We start from the raw sequence: 21,831 nt of genomic DNA, 5'->3' as shown, positions 1-21,831 counted from the left end.
CAACGAGAGACGACCGCCGGAGCGGACCGACGGGAGCGGACCGGTCCTACTTCGCCCCGGCGACACCGCCACCGATCGCGGCACCGCAGTCGTTGCAGGCCACGAGATAGAACCGCTTCGAGGCTTTGATGAAGCCGGTTCGGGCGTCCATCTCGACGAACTCCACGTCGTCCTGTTCGGAGAGGCTGGCGTCACATTCAGGGCAGTGTGCCATGTCCCCGACCACTCGGGGGCCGGGCAAAACCTTTGGCTTCGAGTCCGGCAGTGCGTTGGGAGTTCACCAGACGGTCGTCAATCAGCGCCGCCTGCACCGCCCGCCGCGCCGCCGTTCCCCTGTGCTGCGGCCACGCCGTTCCCGAGGACGTTCCCGCAGTCGGCACACTCGATTGTGTAGAAGCGCTTCGACGCCCTGATGAACCCAAGTCGGGCGTCGGTCTCGACGAACTCCACGTCGTCGGCGTCAGAGAGGGTCGAATCGCAGTCGGGGCAATGGACCATACCACCACTGAGACACGTCGGACGCAAAGTGTTTCGGGACCGACCGCAGCCGGTCTCGGTTCGACCGTGGAGAGAGCCGACCGACGGACGCGGGAGTGGTCACCACCGATTTCGTCCGGTCGCCGCGGAGGGCGAACAATTCGAGGACGCGAGCTAGATTCTCCACTACGTGTCGGACGTGAGATAGTGCTAGACACTCCGCTATGTGCCGGCCGGTCGGCGATCGGTGCGCCGTTGGGTCGCTTCTCGGCGTTCTTCCTTCCGGCGTTTCGCCCGGAACTGCCGGTACCGTTCTTCGCGGTCCCGCTCGTTCAGATAGCGCTGGACGTACTCGCGTTCGGCGTCCAGATTCGGGAGCAGATACCGTTCGAGGTAGTTGACGCGCACCCGCAGTCGCCGAATCTCGGCCAGTAGCACGCTGAGAACGAGTCGAAACTCGGCGATCCTGATCACGAGTTCGAGTACCATCTCGAACGCCGAGACCACCGCATCGTCAAGGGCGGTCGTCCCGAGCAGTCCGTAGCCACGTTCGGCGACCGGTGTCGTGACGTGGTCGGAGAGGATCATCGGGATCGGAAGCCCGAGGAGTTTCGTCTCGTCGAACAGCAGTTCGGGGTGACTCGACCGGGAGTTCGCCAGCGGCCGCAGGACACTCTCGCCCTCCTGTTCCATCGCGCGGTCGTGGAGGCGTGTCGCCGACCGAAAGGCCGCGTCCATCTCGTGCTGGAGGTCACGCCACCGGTCTAGGAGATCGAGCAAGACGAAGACGAGTCCGTCTCGGCGTTGTCGCAGAATCCCGACGCCCTTCGTCGCGATTTTGATCTCCCGCTGTAAGTTGAGCAGTTCGTGGTGAGTCGGTGCCACCCGACCACGCCGTCTCGTCATCCCGTCTCTACGTGTCGACTGCGATCGGGATAGGCGTTCACCTGGATACCTCACCGGTGGCCTCGCGTGTCGGTTGTTCCCTTGTCGGCTGGAGTCCGTCCCTGTCGTCCGTGACGACCGCGTCGCCCCTCTCCCGACGTATCGTCGGCCGAGACCTACCGAGTTGGTACGAACGGTTATGTCGGAATCTCGTGTCTGCGGGCTTGCATGCATCCGGACGACGCGAGCGGTGCCCGCTCAAGCGACAAGGACGCCATCGTCAGCGCGCCGCTGGGCGACGGAACCGAGGTTCTCGCCACGGTCAACTCTTACCCCGGCGTCGCGCGCCGCGACTGGCACGGCGCGCTGATCGAGGAGACGTCGGCGTTCCGCCTCGACGTCGAGCAGTTCTACGACATGCACGTCCTCCTGTGGGACGAGTCGGCGGGTCAGACGCTCGACGTGCGCGACGACGCACTGGACAGCGACGTGCGATACGAGTCGAGCAGAGTCCCCGAGGTCCACGTCCACAACGACTTCCGGTTCCGAAGCGGTGCGACGGCGAGCCTCGATCAGGACGTCCTCGTCAGCGTCGACACCGCCGCACTGCTCGTCCGGAACCGACTCCAGTTCTCGGGGCCTGCGACCCGCACCGTCTACACCCTGTTCGGCCTCGGCATCCACGACGGCGCCGGGAGTGACGACGTAGACGAGGCGTACTACCGACACGACCACGGCTACGACTTCGTGGTCGCACACGACGCGGGCCGGTACCTCGCCATCGCTCAGCGCGAGACGGCGACCGGCCAGACCACCTTCGACGGCCACCGTGTCGGCCATCAAGGGGTGACGAGCGGTCCCGACCGGAGCGCGTGGCAGGACATCTACGTGGAGAACGACGGCCAGATCGACGACAGCGACCACCTCCGGGGGAAGGTCGACGCTGGCTTCGGCCTGTTCGTCGGCGAGTCGACCGACGTGACCTGGCTGACGGCCGTGGGCTTCGGCGACAGCGAACGAGAGGCGATCGAACACGCGATCCAGACGCTCTGGCGCGGCTACCGGGCGGAGCGATCCCTGTTCACGGCCGTCTGGGAGGACTGGCACGAGAGCTGTTCCGGGTCTCCGGTGGACGACGCGTACGCGACCGAGACCTACGAACTCTCTCTGACGAGCATGAAGTGTGCACAGGACCGACGGGGTGGCATCGTCGCCGGCGCGTTCAAGCCGCGAGACTTCGCGTACCGGTTCGTCTGGCCCCGCGATCTCGTGGTCGTCGTGCAGGCGTTTCTCTCGGTCGGGGCTCACGTCGAGGCGCGGGAGGCACTCGACTGGCTCTCACACGCCCAGATCACCGAGGACGTGACCGACAGTCGCGGGATCGACCGCTACGGGTCGTGGTGGCAGAACTACTACGCGAACTGGGACCCGCACTGGCGCGCCCTCCAACTGGATCAGGTCGGGGGACCGATCTACGCCCACTGGCTCTGCTGGCGGGAGACGGGCGAGGAGTCACTGCTGACCGCGTACTACCCGACGAGCAGACGCGCCGCAGACTTCCTGCTTCGGTGGGACGACGGCGACTTTCCGAGCCGTCACCAGGATCCGTGGGAGGAGACGTGGGGGTACACGACAGCGGGGAGTGCCGCCGCCATCGCGGGCCTGCGGTCGATGGCCGCTCTCGCGGACGCGATGGGTGAGCCCGACTACGCCGACCGTTGTCGGGAGACGGCGACCCGGTGGGCCGACAACTTCGACGACTACTGTTTCCGGCACGACGGCCTGCTCGGGGCACACTACGTGACGGCGACCAGTCCGGAACAGGCGGACAAACCCCGTGCCGACGAGCGCCCGGACGCGGCGGCGTTCATGGCCTACTGGCCGTGGAACGTGGTCGACGCCGACCACGAGCCGATGCGAGCGACGGCCGACCTCGCGGCCGACCAGTCGTGGCGTGCCGACCAGAGTCCCTGCGTCGGGCGGTATCCGGGCGACGACTACACTCCCACGGGCGCGGTCGAAGACGGCGGCTGGCCACTGTGTGAGGCGTACACCGACGTGGTTCGCTGGCAGTCCGGCGTCGACCCGGACGCGGTCCACGATCACGTCTTCACGCACAGCCAGCCGTGGCGGACGGAGGCCGGATTGCTCCCGGAGCGAGTGGACGGTGCGGGCCGCGTGCGGTGGAACTCGAACCTCCAGTGGGCGCAGGCGACGTACGTCCTCCTCGTCGAGAGTCTGGCCCGAGGAGAACCGTACGGCCTCGCACCGCGTGAGTGACCGCCGGTCCCTCGGCGAGGCGAGGACTCACCCGCCGACCGGCAGGGTAGCTCTCCTCACAGCCGGCGAAATGGGTGTTCGAGTTCCTCGATCAGCTCGCGCGTCCGGCGGTTGCTCCTGACGTAGGAGACCCAACCGGTGACCAGAAACAGCAGGCCGACGGCGATGAAGAAGCCGCCCGCGAGAGTCGAGATTAGGTCGCCGAAGAGGCCGAAGATCGCGACTCCGAAGAGAAAGGAGGCGAAGCCGGTCCGGATGTGCGAGAGGGTGGTTCGCTCGCGCGCGAGACGCGTCTGTTCCTCCGCGAGGTGGGTTCGATACTGCTCGTGGTCGGTGGCACTTTGCTCGTTCATGATCAGAGACACGACAGACGACGGTATCTCAGTTGTCCCGGCCACCAGAGACTCTCTGCTCTCCTCGCCACCGACTCCCGACCGGAGGCACGCACGGACGGCGAGTGTCACGCCGACTCGCGTCCGACGACCACGCCGTGAGTCGCGGTCGCTTTGAACGACGCGACCACCTCCCGACCGGGCGACAGCGCGAGACGTTCCACACTCTCGTCGGTGACGATGGCCGACAGCGGGGTCGCGGTGCCCACATCGACGGTCACGACAGCGACCGACTCACCGGGGTCGACCGCGCCGACCGTCCCCGAGAGCCGGTTTCTGGCACTCGTCCCGTTCGGGTCGCGGTCGTGATCCGGGGCGTGGAGCGTCACCGCGTCGGCCCGAATCGTCAGTCGGACCTCGGCACCGTCGCGGTCTGTTCTGTCGGCAGCACGCCCGTCGCGATCTGCCACTCCGCCGTCGGCACCGTCACGGTCGGTTCCGTCACCGGGGACCACCGCCCGGATGGTCCCGGCCGGGGTCTCGACGCTGACCAGATCGCCGTCCACCGCGGCTACGGTCCCCGAGAGCACCGTCTCGCGGGTCTCGACGACGCTGGCGAACTCGACACAGAGGCGGTCGTACTGTGACAGCAGGTCGACCGCGTGATCGGTCAGTCGACTCCCGCCGCCTGCCGCGCCGCCGCGCTGTCGTTCGACGAGGTCGCCGAAGGCCGATTCGAGTTCGACGACCCGGCGCTGTGCCCGCGAGTAGGAGCGCCCGAGGTCGGTGGCGGCGGCGTTGATCGACCCGTGGTCGTCGATCCGGCGGAGGAGTCTCACGTCGCGTTCGGTCAGCGTCACGTCGCCCCCACCGAGACGGGCGTCGAACTCCGAGGGCACGTCCATACCGACCCGTGGCCACGCCTCGGCATAGGCGTTGTCGTCGTCTGTCGATCCTCCGTCACAGAGAGCAGGTGTTCGCGTGACCCGGGCGATTATCGAAAACCGGGAATCACTCACCCGCTATATGCCCCGATAGCGTCACCTTCAGGACGAGGACGATCACCAATGTCAACTCGAACTCGTACGATGGACGCCGAACTGTTCGGACGTGAGACCAACTTCCAGTACTCCGAGACCTGGATCGGCTACGCGATCATCGCGCTCCGCGTGGTGATGGGCTGGACGCTCCTGCAGGGTGGCCTGACGAAACTCGTCACCTACCTCGACGCGAACCCGGAGAACAACTGGACGGCCGCCGGCTACCTCGCAAACGCCATCCCCGAGGGGAACCCCTTCGGAGGAGTCTGGGCGGGCATGGCCGGGAACCCGGTGATCGACCAACTGGTCATGTGGGGCTTGACGCTCACCGGCCTCGGGTTGATCCTCGGTGCGCTGGTGCGCTGGAACGCCTTCTGGGGGGCAGTGATGATGCTGTTCTTCTGGGCGGCGGCACTGGAGGGCGGCCTGATGGCTGGCCTCCCGCTGGCACACGGCTGGGTCGTCGACGACCACCTCGTCTACGCGGCCCTGCTGTTCGGCCTCGGTGCCATCGGTGCGGGCAGGATCCTCGGACTCGACGCCCGGATCGAGAAGCTCGAGTTCGTCCAGAAGAACGGCTGGCTCCGCTGGATTCTCGGCTGACGCGGTCGATCTCTTTTCGTGGGTTCAGCGGTCGTCGAGCCACGCCCGCGCCTGTTCTACGTCACGGAGTCGGGTGCTGGCGTCACAGGTGTCGAGCAGGTGGACGAGTGCGTCGAGTGCGACCGGGCGGTAGTCGAGCAGTTCGGCGCTGACGTTCACCCGCTGTTCCTGTCCGGCGACGAACGGGAAGTGCTCGGTGTCGTTGTTGTGGACGTGGCCGTGGATCGCCCAGCCGTCCCACGAGTCCGGGACGTTCTCCGGCCGGTGGGTGCAGTAGAACTCCTCGTCGCCCTGTGCGAGGACGCACGACTCGACGACCGGGAACGGGGCCTCACCCGGTGTCAGGCCTACGTCGTGGTTCCCGCGGACGAGCAGGTCGCCGTCGAGTTGCTCGAACCGTTCGACGGTCTCCCGGCCGTCTCGCATGTCCATCGCCACGTCGCCGAGGTGGACGAGCGTGTCGTCCGGGTCGACCGTCTCGTAGTGGCGGTCCAGCAGGACGCCGTCCATCTCGCCGGGCGAGGAGAACGGGCGGTCGCAGTACTCGATGATGTTCGCGTGGCCGAAGTGGTGATCTGAGATGAGATAGCGCGTCACGGGTCGCCTCCGTCAGTTCGGTCGCGTGAGCCCCGCAAAAGCGTACCCCAGGTGTGACACGCTGTCACTCGGCGGACCAGAACCCAGCCTGCTCAGCCACTCGACGCGAGTTTCACGAGCGTCACATCCACGGCCCCCCGCGTGAACCCCGAGAAGTACGAGTCTGAGTCGGTTCTGGCGGTGACGACGACGACCGCCTCGCCGTACTGGGCCATCGCCCGCGTCACCGCCTGGCCGTCTTCGACCGTCTCTACGGTGACGACCGGCGCGTCGACCGGCGTCTCCCGGTAGGCGACCGCCGAGTCGTTCGCCCGGGAGTCGGCGACCAGCGACGAGAGCGCGTCGGCCGCCGCCGTGGGCGAGTCGTACAGCACCACTCGCGCGTCGACGACCGCCGGGCCGGACTCGGTCGCGCTGTCGGTTCGCTCGAAGGTCCGGCCCGCCGAGGCGTCGACGCTCCCGTCACCCCCCGACCCGCCGACGCCACGCTCGCCAGCCGCCTCGTCGGTTCGGAGGTAGCCGGAGACCGGTAACTCCGAGGAGTACGGGAGGAAGCCGGTCGGCGAGCCCGCGAACGCGGGCCCACCGCCGCCGACGGTCCGGGTCGCCGTGTCGTCACCTGCCGACTGCGAGTCGTCGCCGGTCGGGGCCGAATCGGTGGCTACGGTCCCGCCGTTCGACCCGAGCACGTCGTCGGGACCGGTCGGCATCCCACAGCCAGCGAGACAGACGAGCAGTGCGAGACCGACCGCGAGGTACGCCTCACGCATCGACGGTCCCCCGCGTCATCAGTCGCGTCGGCATCGGTCGCGTCGTCGACTGTGACCGTTCGCCTGGCGAGAGCAGGGCGGGCGTCGTGAAGCTCTGCGAGTCGATCAGTTTGCCCTCGACCTGGAGGTCCAGATCACGACTCATGTCGTTGAACTCGGTCAGTGGGTAGGTCGGCGAGCCGGGGTCGGGGGTCGCCTGGCGCGCGAGGTCGTAGTCGTACTCGTCGGTCAGGCCGACGTAGCCCTCGTGCATCTCGTCGGTCGACTGTCGCCCGAAGGCGTCTGCGTCGAGGTAGCCGTGGGTGGAACTGCCGGTGTCCTTCGCGTTCTCCAGTGCAGTCTGGAGCTGTCGGTCCGGCTTGTTCGACAACTTCCCGCTGCCGACCTCGTAGGCCTTCGTCACCCTGACGCCGCCGTCGTCGGCGACCTCGAAGACGACCACGTCGAGTTCACCGACCGTCTCGCCGGCCGTCGATTCGAGTTTCACGTTCGAGGTGACGTAGGTCTCGCCCGGTTCGAGGCTGCTGTAGTCCCACTTCCCGGCGACCGTCGCTTGCTCGGCGTCGGCGACCCGGGAGAGCCACACCGCCTCCAGCATGTCGGCGTTGCTGGCGATACGCACTGTGTCGACGTCGTTCGGCGACTGCCCGGCGGCCTTCGCGTAGTCGCGGGCCGCGTCGCCGAACTCCGCGACTTTACTCGGTTGGTGACTGTTCGTCTCGACGAACCGACCGATGGTGTCGTCGTCGAACCCGGCGTTCCGGAGTCGGCCCGCAGACCGCCGGAGCGTCCGGGCGTCGGCGGTCGACATCCTGGTCGTCGCCGACCGACTCACACCGAACTCGTCGCGGAGGACCTTCCGCGTCTCCGCGCCGTCGTAGAGTTTGGCGAGGATCGTATCCTTCGCGTCGAGTCCGGACTGTCTGACCATCTCCCGGAGTTGGTGGACCTGTCGCGGCGTCGCGTCGTCCACGAACTTCACGAACCGGCCGCCGAAGGAGACGCCGTCGCCGTAGTACGGCGCGAGACCGATCAGCGAGAGACCGACCCCGACCACGTCGCCCCGACCGGCCGCCGCGAGACCGTCCCGGACGTCGAACGCGGGGTTGATCGACCCGATCAGCCAGCCGAGCATGTACTCGGCGTTGGCGTGGCCGTTGCCGTCAGCGCCGTAACAGAAGTCGCCACACCAGAAGCCGAGCATGAACTCGTCGGCGTCGAACTCGTCACCGGGGTACGGGTCGACGTAGTCGATGTCCACGTCGAGTTCGTTCTGGCCGGCGTCGATCTCGACCACCTCGCGGTGGATGATCCGGTCGTCGTACTCGACGAGCAGGGTGTGGTCCCCTTCGGAGAGGTCCCGGCCGAACTGGAACGCCCCGTCCGCGTTCGTGCTGGCCGGCTCTCCGCTGATGTTGACCGTCGCGCCCGTGAGTCGCCGACCGTCTATCTCCACGGTCCCGCGTGCGGACGCCCGCTCCGGCGACAGTTCGATCTCGCGGTCGTCGCCCTCGCCGAGTTCGACCGACCGCGTGACCGTCTCGCCGCCGCCGAAGACCGCGACGGTTCGGTACTCGACGGTGTACTCGCCGCGCGCGAGACCGGTGAACGTGACGTCGTCGCCCGTGTCGACGAAACTCGAGTCCACGAGATCGCCGTCCCGCCGCAGGTCGACGCTCGCCGAGAAGTCGCTCGTCGGGACCAGGGTGATCGACCCACTCTCTGCGGCGTCCACGGTGAAGCGCTCCTCCGCGACCTGCCGGGCGAGTGGTGACTCGCCGACCGCCGTCCCCGGATCGGCGACCGTGACGATCACGTCGTACTTCCCACTGGTGAACGCGTCGGTGATCGGCACGTCGACCGTCAGGTGTTCGTAGTCGAAGTCGTCCAGATCGACGATTCGCTCGGCGTCGGGCGGGGTGACGACGTCACCCGTCGGTCCCCGGAGGTGGTAGCGAACCGCCACCTCTCGGGGGACCGCGCCCGAGGAGACACCGATCCCGACGGTGATCGACTCGCCGGGTCGGGCGTAGAAGTCGGTGAACACCGACTCGACCGTGACGCCCTGCCCCTCGTCGCCGAACACGTCGACGGCGCTCTCGTTGACTCGCCGCGTGATCTCGCGGTCGGCTTCCTGCACCGTCACGACCACGTCGTAGTCGCCGACTGCGGTCGTCGCCGGGAGTCCGAACCCCGCCTCGACCGTCTCGGTCTCGTCGGGCCTGAGTCGGACGGTCTCGGTGCGTTCGAGTTCGTCGGCGACGATCCCACTCGGCCCGCGCAGGCCGGTCGTGACCGTGAACGCCCGGCGTTCCGTGCCCGTGTTCTCGACGGTCGCGGTCGTCTGGACGGTGTCGCCGACAAGTGCGATACGGGGGTCGGCCCGAATCTCGCCGACTGCCGCCCGGTCGTCGAGTCTGTCGATGATCTCGACGATCCTCTCCCGATCGACGTGCGTGAGGCGGTTCGCGTCGGTGTGGGCCGCGTCTGCGGGCCAGACCGAGAGGTCGATCCCGTAGGTCCCGGTCGGCGTCCCGTCGGCGACCGACCACCGGAGGTCGGTCGTGACCGACGAGTCGGCCGGAATCGTCACAGGGTCGTCGTCGGCGACCGTCACCTCGGTCGTGCGACCCTCGGGGCCGACGACCGACAGTTCGAGGTCGTACCGTCGGTCGGTGCCGGTCGGGTTCCGCAGGTCGAGCGTGCCACTGGCGACCGATCCGGCGGTGTACCGGTCGTCATCGAAATCGACCGCGCCGACGGCCACATCCGCGCCCGCGATCCGGAACGCGTCGCGTTCGTCGGACTCGGCGACGGTCACCCGGTCGCTTTCGTACTCGCTGGTCACGACGACGACCACGTCGTACGCGCCGTCGGGCGCGTCGGTCGGAAGCGTGCGGTCGAGGGTGATCGGGTCTTCTTCGGCCGGGCGGAGGCTGATCTCTCGTGGGTCCGCGCCGGGCACCAGCCGACCTTCGGGACCGACGAGGCGGTACTGAACCTCGTAGATCGTCTCCCGGTCGCCGGTGTTTCGCAGGTCGATCTCTGTCGTCACCGTCTCGCCGGGCGTGTACTCGCCGTCCGGGAGTCGCTCGACGTCGAGGTCGGTAGTCGGGCGAGGCGTGACGACAGAGAAGGTGTCACCCTCGTCCGCGTCGTCGATCCGACCCGTGAGACCGTCTGTCGTCTCCTGTCTGTAGACCGCGACGAGTGCGTCGTACTCGCCGGGTGCGGCGTCCTCCGGGACGGTCCACGACACGTCGACGTAGTCGTCCTCGCCGCGCGCGAGGTAGCGGTCCTCGTCGGTCGTCCCGTCGTTCGACTGCCAGTCGCCGTCACGACCCCGGACGCTGTAGCCGAGGTGGAACGTGTGCCCGACCAATCCGGTGTTCTCGACCAGTACCGTCGCCGTCACGCGGTCGCCCGGTTCGTACTCGCCGGTCGGCCAGTCCACGGCCCGGATGGTCGCTTCGGGACGCACTGCCTCGACGGTCACGTCCCACGAGAGGGAGGCGCTCTCCGCGCCGGTCGTGTCGACCGCGACCGCACTGACCGTGTAGTCGCCGGACTCGTCGAAGGTCCAGTCGAGTTCGGCGGTCTCCGACCCGCCACTCGTGTACTCGGTGTCGACCCGGTCGCCGTCGACGTACCACTCCACGCGGTCGAGGTTTCGTTCCGTGTCCGCCGCGTCGACCGCGAAGTCGATCGACTCCTCGACTTCGGCGGTCACGTCGTCGTCGCGCGGGGACTCCCGACCGAGGTCGGGCGCGGTGTTCTCGGGTGCGACCCGGAACAGGTTCCGGTCACTGCGGTCGTCGAGGAAGCCGGCGAGTTCGTCGCCCGAGACACGTTCGTACAGCGCGACCTGGCCGTCGTACTCGCCCGCAGGCGCGTCCTCGGGGACCCGCCAGGAGACGGTGACCGTGCGGTCGTCGAACGCCGGGACGTACACCGTCTCGTGGGTCGTCCCGTCGTCGTCGTGCCACTCGCCGTCGGGTCCGCGGAGGCTGTAGCCGACCGCGAACTCGTGGCCGGCCTCCCCGGTGTTCTCGACGTCGACCTCGGTCCGGACGACGTCACCCGGTTCGTACTCGCCTGCCGGCCAGTCGACGCGTTCGATGTCGCCCTCGGGGTCGGCCGCGCGGACCTCGACCGTCCACGAGACGGCCTCGCTGTACTCGCGCTCCTCGTCGTAGGCGACCGCCTCGACGCGGTAGGTGCCTGGGTCGTCGAAGGTCGTGTCCCACGACGTCGAGTCGCTCGCGCCCGAGAGGTAACTGTCGTCGCGGTAGTCGCCGTCGACGTACCACTCCACGCCGTCGAGGTCCCCGTCGGAATCTTCGGCGTCGACCGAGAAGTCGACGCGCTCGCCGGGTCCGACGGTCGGATCGTCGGTCGGGGCGTCGATTTCGAGGTCGGGCGGACTGGTGGCCGAGACGACCCGGAAGGCGTCGCGGTCGCTGTCCTCGTCCTGGAAGTCCTCGAGGTCGCCGCCGGACTTCTCGGTGTACACCTTCGTCAGCACGTCGTACTCGCCGACCGGCGCGTCGTCGCGGACGGTCCACTCGACGGTGACGGTGTCCGTCTCGCCCGCCCGCAACGGGATGGACTCGTCGGTCGAGGCGTCGTTGTCGCGCCACTCGCCGTCCTCGCCCCGGACCGCGTAGCCGACGTGGAACTCGTGGTCGCTGGCTCCAGTATTCCTCACCTCGACTTCGGTGCGGACCTCGTCGCCGACCGAGAACTCACCGGAGGGGTACCTCACGTCCTCGATAGTCGCGGTGGGGTCCGCCTCCTCGCGTACCTCGACTTCGTACCGGCGCACCTCGAACCCCTGCTGGTCGGTGTCGTCGCCGTACTCGGGGGCGGTGTACTTCGCCTCCTGGTCGTCGTCGTCGGGCATCGTCACCCGGACGTAGACGACCACGGTGCCCGCCTGCTCGGGCGTGAACTCGACCGAGAGGTCGCGGGCGTCGCCACCCTGCCAGTAGCTGTTCCCGGTACTGCCGGCCTCGGCGACGGCGTAGTCGGCCGTGACCGCGTCTCCGGACTTCGTGTAGACCGTCTCGCCGGCCGAGACGACCGTGTCGTAGGCGTGATCCGATCCGTCTGTCACCCGGACGCGGTCGCCGTCACCGGGGTCGTCGAACGTCGGCGAGGAGACCGAGATGGTCGAGTAGTGGCCGCCGCGCCCGCCGTCGTTCCGCCCCTCGACCGTGACCTCGAACGACTCGCCGAGCGTCACGCTGTCGGGCACGTCGACGTCGGTGAGTCGTGGCTCGGGCGGGTCGCCTGCCGCGATTGCGGGCGTGACGAACGGGACGAGCGTCCCCGTGAGAACCAGCACGGCACAGAGAACTGCCGTCAGATCGCCGACACTGGACAGCCGGTCGAACTGCTGGCTGGCGCGTCGCTCCCCCACCTCGTCGGAACCTCTGTCTCGCATACGAAACGCATCTCCTGTGTTGATGAATGGTCGTCGTGTCTGATTCAAATAGTTATTAGTTACTTACTGTTCGACTACGCTTCGAGACAAGCCCCGATTCTCCACCCCGCAGGCTCTTGGCTCGTCCAGTCGACCACTGTGGCATGGCCACGGACGCTCACGAGACGGGAGACGGGCCGGAGCGAAACCCGGTCTGGCGGCTCTACACCGACTATGGTGAAGCCAGAGGGTACGCTCTCCTCGGTGCGGTCGGGACGGTCGTCGGTCGGCTGTTCGGTCTCGTTCCCGCATTTATCGTCGGCCTGGCAGTCGACGCCGTCTTTCTCGCCGAACGGCCCTACGCGCTCCCGCTGGTTCCCGACCGTCTGATCCCCGCGACCGACGTGGGACAGCTGTGGCTCTCTATCGGGATTCTCCTGACCGCGACGCTCCTCGGGGCGGTCGCCTCGTGGATCGAAGACTGGGGGTGGAGCGTCTTCGCGCAACGCATCCAGCGTACACTCCGGATCGAGGCGTACGAACGCATGCAGGACCTCGAACTGGCGTACTTCACACGCCAGCGGACGGGCGACCTGATGAGCGTCCTCAACAACGACGTGAACGCACTGGAGACGTTTCTGGAAGACGGCCTGAGCGCGACCCTGTGGATCGCGGCGACCGTCCTCGGGATCGGCGCGATCCTCGTCGGCCTGAACGTCCCGCTGACGTTCGTGACACTGCTCCCGATCCCCGTACTGGCGGCGTTCACGCTCGCGTTCACCCGGATCGTCGAACCGCGCTACCTGACGATCCGCGAGGAGATCGGCGACCTGAACGCCAGACTGGAGAACAACGTCAGCGGGATCGAGGTGATCAAGACCGAGGGGGCAGAGCGCCACGAGTCCGGCCGGGTGGCCGAGGCGGCGAACGAGTACCTGCGTGCGAACCTCCGTGCGATCAGGGTTCGGATCACCTACTTCCCCGGCCTGAACGTCATCTCGGGCGTCGGGTTCGCGATAACCTTCCTCGTCGGCGGCCTCTGGGTGCTCGGCCGCCCGCCCCTCGGTCTGCCCGGCGGACTCACGCCCGGCGGCTTCGTCACCTTCGTCATCTACGCCCAGCAGTTCATCTGGCCCATCGTCCGCCTCGGCGACGTGGTCGACGACTACGAACGCGCGAAGGCGGCCGGCGGTCGCGTCGAGCGCGTCCTCTCGCGGTCCCCGACGATCCGTGACGGCGACGATGCCAGCCCGCTGTCCGTCGACAGCGGGGCGGTCACGTACGACCACGTGGACTTCGCGTACGACGACCGGAGCGTCCTGCACGACGTCGATTTCTCGATCACCGGCGGCCAGACGATCGGCGTCGTCGGCCCGACCGGGGCGGGGAAGTCGACGCTGTTGAAACTCCTGCCGCGGCTGTACGACGCGGACGCGGGAGCCGTCCGTATCGACGGACAGGACGTGCGCGACGTGACGCTCCGGAGTCTCCGGCGGGCCATCGGCTACGTGGGCCAGGACCCGTTTCTCTTCTACGGGACTGTCCGGGAGAACGTCAGATACGGCACCTTCGACGCGAGCGACGCGGCGGTCGAGGAGGCGGTCCGACGCGCACAGGCACACGAGTTCGTCGAGAACCTGCCCGACGGCTACGACACGCTGGTCGGGGAACGCGGGGTGCGACTCTCCGGCGGCCAGCGCCAGCGCCTCGCGCTGGCACGGACGATCCTGAAAGACCCGGCCATCATCGTGCTGGACGAGGCGACCTCTGCAGTCGACACCGAGACCGAGGCGCTCATCCAGTCGAGTCTCGCGGAGTTCGCGGCCGACCGGACCACGTTCGTCATCGCGCATCGCCTCTCGACGGTCAGGCGAGCCGACCGCATCCTCGTCGTCGACGACGGCCGTCTCGTCGAGGACGGCACCCACGAAGCACTGCTCCGCGAGGACGGCCTGTACGCGAACTTCTGGCGCGTCCAGACCGGCGACGTGGCCGCACTGCCACGGGAGTTTCTCGAACGCGCACTGGAGCGACAGTCGGTGATTCTCGGCGACGACGAGGAACGGTGATCGGTCGCGAACGACCGGGCGGACCAGCCCCGCCGGAGACGGGATTGGATACCTCTCCGTGACAACGTGGCAACAGCGTTGATCCTCGTCGGGCGCGTCTCTCTCGGTATGGCAGACACGAAACGTGGCAGAGAGAAACAGAACCGCGACGAGGACGAACGACAGCGCGAGCGAGCGGTGGAGGAAGAACTGGAACGCGAGGAAGACGCGGAGCGCCGGCGCGAGGAACACGAGGCGGAGACCGACGACGAGGAACTGGCCGGCGACGAGTGACTGTCGCAGACGGCGACGTGACCGCCCGTCGACGCCAACTTCCGACTCGACGGTCCAGTGCTGACTGCGGACTCACCGGTCCAGTGCCGATTCGATAGACGCGACCAGCGCGTCCTCCAGTCCGGTCTCCGCGAACCCCGGACACGGGTTGAGATCGACGGCGTACCAGTCGTCGTCCACGCGAACCAGGTCGACACCGAGGCCGCGCATCCCGAGTGCGTCCATCAACGAGACGATTCGCTCGACGTGCTCGGAGTGGGGCGTCGTCTCACCGAGCACCTGCTTTTCTCCCCACAGCTTCGAGGTCGCACGCAGGACGACCGGGTGGTGCGTCTCGCCGTCGTCCACGACGTAGTACTTGTAGTCCACGGGTTCCGCGTCGAGCAGTTCCTCGTAGCAGTCGCCCTCGCCGTTCACCTCGGGTGCCGACTCCCAGTGGTAGAGGCGCTTCGAGACGTAGTCCCCGGCCGGTTTCTCCCGCGATGCGGACGGGACCGTGAACCCGACACCGGACAGCGAACAGAGCTGTGAAAAGCGGGTCGCACAGGCCTGCACGCCGGTCGCGCTGTTCCAGGTCGGCACGCCGAGTCGTTCCGCCGCGAGCAGTGCGCGGATGGACTCGGGGCGCGTGTGTTTGACGACGAACAGCGAGAGGTCCCGCAGGTCGTCGGCCGGGATGGGGGCGTTCGAGTCGAAGAACCGCACGTCGTGGCCCCGCGCAGTGAGTCGGTCGCAGACGACGCCGAACACCGGGTGGTCCGGTTGGACCGTGATCCCGATGGTCGCACCGCCGTCTCCCGGTGTCTCGGTGGTCACGACCCGCCTCCAGCGACACACCGCTCGATGTCGGCGAGCGACTTCATCTCGAAGACGTTGTAGTCGGCGTCGATCACCTCGACGAGCGCCTCGTACTCTCGCAACGGGTCGTGCTGGTCGGCGGTCCCGTCGTTGTCGTGGAGGTGGGCGACTCTGATCCGGTCGCCGAACTCGTCGACGAACGACTCGACTTCGACGCCGGTCACCTTCGCGTGGCCCACGTCGACCGTGACGCCGAGGTACTCCGAGTCGACGCCGACGTCGTCCAGCAACGCGGCAAGTCGCTCCGGCGTCTCGGTGTTGCGCTCGCGGGCGGACTTCCACCGCTGGTTCTCGACGCACAGGTGGACGCCGAGATCGTCGGCGTGGCGGGCACACTCCCGGAGCGACCGCACGGCGTGCTCACGCGAGACGGCCTTCACCCGGTCGGGGTACCGTCTGGGGACCGACCCGCCGTGGACGACGACCGCCTCGGCACCCGCCGCAGCGGCGGTGTCGAGGGATCGTTTCACCGCGTCGGCGGTCGCCTGCCGGAGGGACTCGTTGAAGTTGCCGGGGTTGGCGTCCCGGAACGGCGCGTGGAACGTGTAGCTCACGCCAGTCTCCGCGGCGATGGCCCGCAGTTCGCGGGGCGTCGGCGCGTCGGGGTGACAGTCGAGATAGCCCTGTCTGATCTCGACGTGGTCGAGACCGAGCGTCCGGAGAAACGCGACGAACTCCGGCACCGTCTCGGTGAACCGCAGGTCCATCGCCGCGCCGAGGCGGGTCATCTCTGGTCTCCACTCGGGGCTGTCGGCACGCTCATACGTCTCACGTGGTGAGCCAGCCATTTGAGCGTATCCCGAGCGCGCGACCGCAGGTGAGACGTACACTACTCCCGTAGTTTTAATATCGGTGATCCGAATCCTCCGCCGATGAGCCACGAGACGGAACGGTACGACCCGGTGGCGGCCTTCTCCGCGTTCGGTCGGACCGCCTACGGCGAGGCGGTGTCGGTCGTCACGCTGAGTCTCTGTTTCACGCTCGCGGTCCTGCCGGTCGTCACCGTCGTCCCGGCGGGGGTCGCGCTCGTCGCCGTCGTCACACGGGCGGTCGGTGACGAGACGAGCGGCGAGAAGACGACCGAACGCGCGCGACTTCGCCTGTTCTGGCGGACGTTCCGAGCCGAACTCCGCGAGGGACTGCCCCTCGGTCTCGTCGCCGTCGGGGCGCTTCTCGCGGAGACGCTGTACCTCTCGTGGGCGCTCTCGACCGGCAGCGGTGTCGCGCTCGTGGGGGCGGCGGTCGGCGTCTACGCGCTCTGCTTCGGCGTCGTCTGGACGCTCCGGGCAGGGTCACTCCGGGCGCGGGGTGCCCCCTCGCTACTCAGAGCGTACCGGGACGCCGGCGACCACCTGCTGGAGGCACCTTCGTTCACGGCACTCACCGCTCTGCTCGTCGGGGTCGTCGTCGTCCTCTGTGGGGTGGTCGGGGTCGCGCTCCCCCTCCTCTGTCCTGGACTGCTCGCGGTGCTGGAGGTCGTCGGCTACGAGGAGCGGAGCGGCGTCGGTGCCGGTGCAGTCGTCCGCGCGTATCAGGGTGGGACGCCGTGACCGAGGCGAGGTACGCCGTGGCCGGTGTCGTCCCGGTCGCGTTTCTCGCGGTCGCAGTCGGGCACCACCCGATCGTCGCCCTCCCACTGCTCGGTGGGGTGTTCCTGCCCGACGTCGACGCGCTCTCGGAGCGAACACACCGGTCGTGGGCGTGTCACACGTTCCTCCTCCCGGCCGTCGCGTACGTGGCCGGGGACCGACTCGGTCTGTTCACGCGCGTCCCGGAACTGACGACCGCGATCCACTTCGTGACTCTCGGCGTCGCGGTCCACCTCGCGCTCGACTTCGGCTACCCACGACGGCGAACCCACGACGGGACATCGTGGCCGGTGCGACCGGCGGTGCCAGCCTCCCACTGGGGCCTGCTGTGGCTCGGTGCGGCGTGGGCGTTCCAGTGGTTCCTCTACCTCGTCCCGGCCTTCTTCCCGTGGGTCGCCGGCGTCTGACGGCTGTCGGTCCCGGAGCCTTCACGATCGCAGGTGCCACTCACACTACTCTAGTAGTAACAGTTAACTACCTGCCTACACACGTCATCGCATAGCAATGGCGACTGCCGAGTACGACGACGTGAGCAAGGTGTTCGACTCGGGCAACGAGGACGTGGTCGCGGTCGAGGGGCTCGACATCTCCATCGAGGAGGGTGAGTTCCTCGTCCTCGTCGGTCCGTCCGGGTGTGGGAAGTCCACGACGCTCCGCCTCTTGGCGGGGCTGGAGACCGTCACCGACGGCGAGGTTCGCATCGCCGGCGAGGTGGTCAACGACGAGAAGCCGAAAGACAGGGACATCGCGATGGTGTTCCAGAACTACGCGTTGTACCCCCACAAGACGGTTCGTGAGAACATGTCGTTCGGGTTGGAGATGACGACCGATCTCTCGACCGACGAGATCGCCGACCGCGTCACCGAGGCCGCCGAGATGCTCGGAATCTCCGACCTGCTGGAGCGGAAACCCGGCGCACTCTCCGGCGGCCAGCAACAGCGGGTCGCGCTCGGTCGGGCCATCGTCCGCGAACCGGCGGTGTTCCTGATGGACGAACCGCTCTCCAATCTGGACGCCAAACTCCGGACGCAGATGCGGACCGAACTCCAGCAACTGCACGACCGACTGGGTGTCGCGACGGTGTACGTCACCCACGACCAGACCGAGGCGATGACGATGGGCGACCGGATCGCGGTGCTGGACGGCGGCGAACTCCAGCAACTCGGCACCCCGCTGGAGTGTTACCACGAACCGACGAACCGGTTCGTCGCCGGGTTCATCGGGTCGCCGTCGATGAACTTCCTCGATCTGGAGTACGACCCGACCGACCGTCTCGGTGTCACGGACGGTGTGGAGTATCGATTCACCGAGACACAGGCCGACGTGCTCGGACCGGGACCGCGAGCGATCACCCTCGGCATCCGTCCCGAAGCGGTCGAACTCGCGGCCGAATCGGGACCGGACACGGTGACGGCGACCGTCTCTGTCGTGGAACCGATGGGCAGTGAGAGTGTGCTCCACCTCGACGTCGCGGGGACGACGATGACCGCGTCGGTGTCGGGCGATCTGGCGGTGACGTCCGGGGACCGCATCCGGCTCCGGTTCCCCCGCGACCGCGTCCACGCGTTCGACGCCGACGGCGGTGGGGCGATCTTCAACCGCGCAAAGGAGAGCGAGTCACTGCCCGACGGCGTGCGTCTCGCTGGACAAGATTAAACGGCCGCACCTCGTTGCGAGCGTATGGACACCGAGCAGTTGCGTGCGAGTCTGGAGGACACCGGACTCACGCAGTACGAGGCCGACGCCTACGTGACCGTCCTCGACCTCGGCAGTGCCTCCGCGACCGAGGTCGCGGACGCCAGTGACGTACCGCAGGCGCGAATCTACGACGTACTCCGGAAACTGGAGAGCGACGGCTACGTGGAGACGTTCCACGAGGGAAGTCTCCACGCCCGCGTCCGCAACCCGGACGAAGTGCTCGAGCACCTCTCGTCGTACGCCGACACGATCACGAACGCGGCCGCAGAGATCGAGGAGCGCTACCAGCAGCCGAAGATCGAGAACCACCGGGTGAGCGTCGTGAAACCCCTGGATGCAGTCTACGAACGGGCGCTTCAGGCCATCGCCGACGCCGAGAACGAACTCCAGATCGCACTCACGCCGGATCTGTTCGACCGGTTCCGGGACGCACTCACGGACGCTCGGGAGCGAAACGTCGTAGTTCTGCTGACCATCTCCCCGCACACGCGGACCGATTACGAGACGTTCACCGAGGAGCACGACCTCGACTTCGCGGGCGTCGCTACCGAGGTCCGGTACCGACGACTCCCGACGCCGTTTCTGGTGATCGCCGACCGACAGGAGGTGTCGTTCGCCCCCGAGGAGAGTCTCCACCCGGCCCACGAGTACGGCGTCCACGTCAACGACTACTCGCTGTCGCGGATGTTCGACTGGACGTTCGGCACGGCCTTCTGGGAACTGTGGCAGGTGATCCACTCGGAGCGGGACGACTCCCTGCCGGCGACGTACACCGAGATCAGAGAGTGTATCCGCGACATCGCCCCGGCACTCGAAGAGGGCCGCGAGGTGATCGTCACGGTGTACGGGCAGTGGCGGGAGTCCGGCGAGGACTGTCAGTTGACGGGCCGGGTGACCGACGTGACGTTCACGGGGCAGGCGGACGGCAGTCCGCTGCTGGCGACGTATCTGGAGGAGGCGACGCTCGAAGTGGCCTCCGCCGACGGGACCGTCGAGGTCGGCGGCTGGGGGGCGATGTTCGAGACCGTCGAGGCCAGACGGATCGTCGTCGAGACGGTGAGTCGCGGGTGAGTCAGCCCTTCATCCCGCTGAGACTCATCCCGCGGATGAAGTAGTTCTGCGCGGCGAGGAAGGCGATCACGACCGGCGCGACGATGATGAGTGCGGCGGCCATCATCAGCCCCCACTCCGCGAAGTACTGGTTGCGGACCGCGAACAGCGCGACCGGGAGGGTGTACATGTCCTGGTTGCTGGCGATGATCAGCGGCCACTGGAAGTTCTTCCACGCACCCATGAACGTGAAGATGGCGAGCGTGGCGAGTGCCGGTTTCGCCAGCGGAAGGTACACCTTGTAGAACGTCTGGAACTCGTTGCAGCCGTCGATCTTGGCCGCGTCACCGAGCGCGGACGGCAGACTCCGGAAGTGCTGTCGCAGGAGGAAGATGCCGAAGGGGTTGGCGATCAGCGGGACGATCAACCCCTGATAGGTGTTCGTCCAGCCGAGTTCGACGAGGATGATGTACACCGGGATGAGCGTCACCATCGCGGGGATCATCATCGTCGACATGAAGACGAGAAACAGCTTCTCGCGGCCCCAGAAGTCCACCTTCGCCAGCGCGTAGCCCGCGAGACTGTCGAAGGTGACGTTGAACGCCGTGACCGCCACCGCGACCACCACGGAGTTGGCGAACCAGCGGACGAGCATGATGTCGTCACGCTCCCACAGCGTCGTGAAGTTCTGGAGTGTCACCTCCGCCGGCAGGAACGAGACGGCACCGGCGGTCGGATTCGCCGACAGCGAGGTGGTGAACGTCCACCAGAACGGGAGTGTCATCCACAGCGCGCCGAGTCCGAGACCGGCGTACAGCAGCGTCGTCTTCGTCCAGTACCGTGCGCCGGCACGCTCGTAGCCGGGGTAGTCGTAGCTGGACCGGGCCATCAGTAGCCCACCTCCGCCTGGTCACGGTTCTTGTACTGGTAGTACGAGAACGCGAAGATGAGACAGAACAACAGGAACGCCATCGCGGCCCCGTAGCCCATCGCACCCTCCTCAAAGGCGCGCTGGTAGACGAGCAGGACCGTCGTCGTCGTGGCGTAGTACGGACCGCCCTGCGAGAAGACGAGGGCGATGCCGAACACCTGGAACGCCGAGATGATCGCCATCACGATGACGAAGAAGTTGGTGTTGCCGAGGTTCGGCCACGTGACGTGTCTGAACCGGTGCCAGCCGGTGGCACCGTCGATGCGGGCCGCCTCGTACAGTTCCTCGGGGATGTTCTGGAGGCCGGCGAGGAAGAAGATCATGTTCCCGCCGATGCCGCCCCAGACGGCCATCAGCATCACACCCATCAGGGCGGTGCCGGGGTCGCCCGCCCAGTTGTGTTCGAGGAACGACGGGAGCAGGCTGTTGATGATACCGTCGGCCGCGAGGAACCACCGCCACATGACTGCGCTGGCGGCCCCCGAGAGCATCATCGGCATGAAGAAGGCGGCGCGGTACACCTTCTTGCCCCGAACGCGCTTGTCGAGCATCAGTGCGACCGCCAGTCCGCCGTAGATCTGGAGCGGGACGGTCCCGATGGCGTAGACGACGGTCGTCTTCAGCGAGTACCAGAACGTGTTGGCGGTCGGATCGGTCAGCGGTGCCCAGTCGTTCGCCCACGGAGCGGGCTGGAGTACCGCCACGTAGTTCTGGATGCCGATCCACGTCCCCTCGTTGGCGAGGATGTTCCACTCGTGAAACGAGATGTAGAAAGCGTACAGGACCGGCCCGAGCAGGAAGATAGAGAAGGCGACGAGGTTCGGCAGACAGAACAGGACACCGACGAGGGTGTCGTGTTCGTCACTGGTGCCGAGTCGCTCGCCGACGCCCGTGCGGAGTCGGGCCGTGAGTCGTTCGTCCGTCGTGCCGCGTTCACCTCCTTCGAAGGCCATC

The 21,831-nt window shown here is 67.4% G+C and carries 20 protein-coding genes; 8 read left to right on the top strand and 12 right to left on the bottom strand.

Annotated elements, in window-relative coordinates:
* Window positions 1–46: 46 nt before the first annotated feature.
* The 3 genes from LI337_RS17970 to LI337_RS17960 form a co-directional block, all read right to left on the bottom strand.
* Window positions 47–214, bottom strand: coding sequence for a hypothetical protein (locus LI337_RS17970; protein WP_227231301.1), 168 nt, complete (start codon window positions 212–214; stop codon window positions 47–49).
* A 77-nt stretch (window positions 215–291) separates the two neighbouring features.
* A complete protein-coding gene (locus tag LI337_RS17965; RefSeq protein ID WP_227231300.1) occupies window positions 292–498 on the bottom strand; it encodes a hypothetical protein in 207 nt (68 codons plus the stop codon).
* A 201-nt stretch (window positions 499–699) separates the two neighbouring features.
* Window positions 700–1,383, bottom strand: a complete 684-nt coding sequence (locus LI337_RS17960) for a V-type ATP synthase subunit D (protein ID WP_227231299.1) — start codon at window positions 1,381–1,383, stop codon at window positions 700–702.
* Between the two features lie 207 nt (window positions 1,384–1,590).
* Here LI337_RS17960 and LI337_RS17955 point away from each other — a divergent pair, with 207 nt between their 5' ends.
* Complete coding sequence (locus tag LI337_RS17955) at window positions 1,591–3,642, top strand: glycoside hydrolase family 15 protein (protein WP_227231298.1); 2,052 nt, start codon at window positions 1,591–1,593, stop codon at window positions 3,640–3,642.
* Window positions 3,643–3,698: 56 nt separating this feature from the next.
* Here LI337_RS17955 and LI337_RS17950 read toward each other — a convergent pair whose 3' ends face one another.
* Window positions 3,699–3,995: a DUF202 domain-containing protein gene (locus LI337_RS17950; RefSeq protein ID WP_227231297.1), complete on the bottom strand. Its 297-nt coding sequence runs from the start codon at window positions 3,993–3,995 to the stop codon at window positions 3,699–3,701.
* Between the two features lie 107 nt (window positions 3,996–4,102).
* Complete coding sequence (locus tag LI337_RS17945) at window positions 4,103–4,879, bottom strand: TOBE domain-containing protein (RefSeq protein ID WP_227231296.1); 777 nt, start codon at window positions 4,877–4,879, stop codon at window positions 4,103–4,105.
* 162 nt (window positions 4,880–5,041) lie between these two features.
* Between LI337_RS17945 and LI337_RS17940 the strand changes: the two genes are divergently transcribed.
* On the top strand, window positions 5,042–5,617 hold the full coding sequence (locus tag LI337_RS17940) for a DoxX family membrane protein (protein ID WP_227231295.1): 576 nt from the start codon (window positions 5,042–5,044) through the stop codon (window positions 5,615–5,617).
* Window positions 5,618–5,641: 24 nt separating this feature from the next.
* Here LI337_RS17940 and LI337_RS17935 read toward each other — a convergent pair whose 3' ends face one another.
* From LI337_RS17935 to LI337_RS17925, 3 genes are all read right to left on the bottom strand, one after another.
* Complete coding sequence (locus tag LI337_RS17935) at window positions 5,642–6,214, bottom strand: metallophosphoesterase (RefSeq protein ID WP_227231294.1); 573 nt, start codon at window positions 6,212–6,214, stop codon at window positions 5,642–5,644.
* Window positions 6,215–6,306: 92 nt separating this feature from the next.
* Window positions 6,307–6,984, bottom strand: a complete 678-nt coding sequence (locus LI337_RS17930; RefSeq protein ID WP_227231293.1) for a hypothetical protein — start codon at window positions 6,982–6,984, stop codon at window positions 6,307–6,309.
* Window positions 6,977–12,430 (bottom strand): Ig-like domain-containing protein, encoded by a 5,454-nt coding sequence (locus LI337_RS17925; RefSeq protein WP_227231292.1) that lies wholly within the window; start codon window positions 12,428–12,430, stop codon window positions 6,977–6,979. The genes LI337_RS17930 and LI337_RS17925 overlap by 8 nt, the downstream gene beginning before the upstream one ends.
* 143 nt (window positions 12,431–12,573) lie before the next feature.
* Between LI337_RS17925 and LI337_RS17920 the strand changes: the two genes are divergently transcribed.
* Together LI337_RS17920 and LI337_RS17915 are read left to right on the top strand one after the other, a co-directional pair.
* Window positions 12,574–14,478, top strand: coding sequence for an ABC transporter ATP-binding protein (locus LI337_RS17920; protein ID WP_227231291.1), 1,905 nt, complete (start codon window positions 12,574–12,576; stop codon window positions 14,476–14,478).
* Between the two features lie 108 nt (window positions 14,479–14,586).
* On the top strand, window positions 14,587–14,751 hold the full coding sequence (locus LI337_RS17915; protein ID WP_227231290.1) for a hypothetical protein: 165 nt from the start codon (window positions 14,587–14,589) through the stop codon (window positions 14,749–14,751).
* A 72-nt stretch (window positions 14,752–14,823) separates the two neighbouring features.
* Here the strand turns inward: LI337_RS17915 and LI337_RS17910 are convergent, their stop codons facing one another.
* Both LI337_RS17910 and LI337_RS17905 read right to left on the bottom strand, forming a co-directional pair.
* A complete protein-coding gene (locus tag LI337_RS17910) occupies window positions 14,824–15,567 on the bottom strand; it encodes an ATP-grasp domain-containing protein (protein WP_227231289.1) in 744 nt (247 codons plus the stop codon).
* A complete protein-coding gene (locus LI337_RS17905) occupies window positions 15,564–16,337 on the bottom strand; it encodes a sugar phosphate isomerase/epimerase family protein (RefSeq protein WP_227231288.1) in 774 nt (257 codons plus the stop codon). Before LI337_RS17905 ends, LI337_RS17910 begins: the two co-directional genes overlap by 4 nt.
* 144 nt (window positions 16,338–16,481) lie before the next feature.
* On the opposite strand from LI337_RS17905, the gene LI337_RS17900 reads away from it, so the two are divergent.
* From LI337_RS17900 to LI337_RS17885, 4 genes are all read left to right on the top strand, one after another.
* Window positions 16,482–17,159 (top strand): DUF624 domain-containing protein, encoded by a 678-nt coding sequence (locus tag LI337_RS17900; RefSeq protein WP_227231287.1) that lies wholly within the window; start codon window positions 16,482–16,484, stop codon window positions 17,157–17,159.
* The gene (locus LI337_RS17895; protein ID WP_227231286.1) at window positions 17,156–17,605 is read left to right on the top strand and encodes a hypothetical protein; all 450 of its coding nucleotides are present in this window, start codon (window positions 17,156–17,158) and stop codon (window positions 17,603–17,605) included. The genes LI337_RS17900 and LI337_RS17895 overlap by 4 nt, the downstream gene beginning before the upstream one ends.
* A gap of 97 nt (window positions 17,606–17,702) precedes the next feature.
* Window positions 17,703–18,854 carry an ABC transporter ATP-binding protein gene (locus LI337_RS17890; RefSeq protein WP_227231285.1) on the top strand — a complete coding sequence of 384 codons (1,152 nt, stop codon included), beginning with the start codon at window positions 17,703–17,705 and terminating at the stop codon, window positions 18,852–18,854.
* 24 nt (window positions 18,855–18,878) lie between these two features.
* Complete coding sequence (locus LI337_RS17885) at window positions 18,879–19,967, top strand: TrmB family transcriptional regulator (protein ID WP_227231284.1); 1,089 nt, start codon at window positions 18,879–18,881, stop codon at window positions 19,965–19,967.
* A gap of 1 nt (window position 19,968) precedes the next feature.
* Here the strand turns inward: LI337_RS17885 and LI337_RS17880 are convergent, their stop codons facing one another.
* Both LI337_RS17880 and LI337_RS17875 read right to left on the bottom strand, forming a co-directional pair.
* The gene (locus tag LI337_RS17880; RefSeq protein WP_227231283.1) at window positions 19,969–20,835 is read right to left on the bottom strand and encodes a carbohydrate ABC transporter permease; all 867 of its coding nucleotides are present in this window, start codon (window positions 20,833–20,835) and stop codon (window positions 19,969–19,971) included.
* Window positions 20,835–21,830 carry a carbohydrate ABC transporter permease gene (locus LI337_RS17875; RefSeq protein ID WP_227231282.1) on the bottom strand — a complete coding sequence of 332 codons (996 nt, stop codon included), beginning with the start codon at window positions 21,828–21,830 and terminating at the stop codon, window positions 20,835–20,837. The genes LI337_RS17880 and LI337_RS17875 overlap by 1 nt, the downstream gene beginning before the upstream one ends.
* Window position 21,831 lies beyond the last annotated feature (1 nt).

Source organism: Salinirubrum litoreum (assembly GCF_020567425.1).
GTDB classification, from domain to species: domain Archaea; phylum Halobacteriota; class Halobacteria; order Halobacteriales; family Haloferacaceae; genus Salinirubrum; species Salinirubrum litoreum.
Note: the sequence above shows the minus strand (reverse complement) of the source record. Positions and strands in the feature narration are given on the sequence as shown.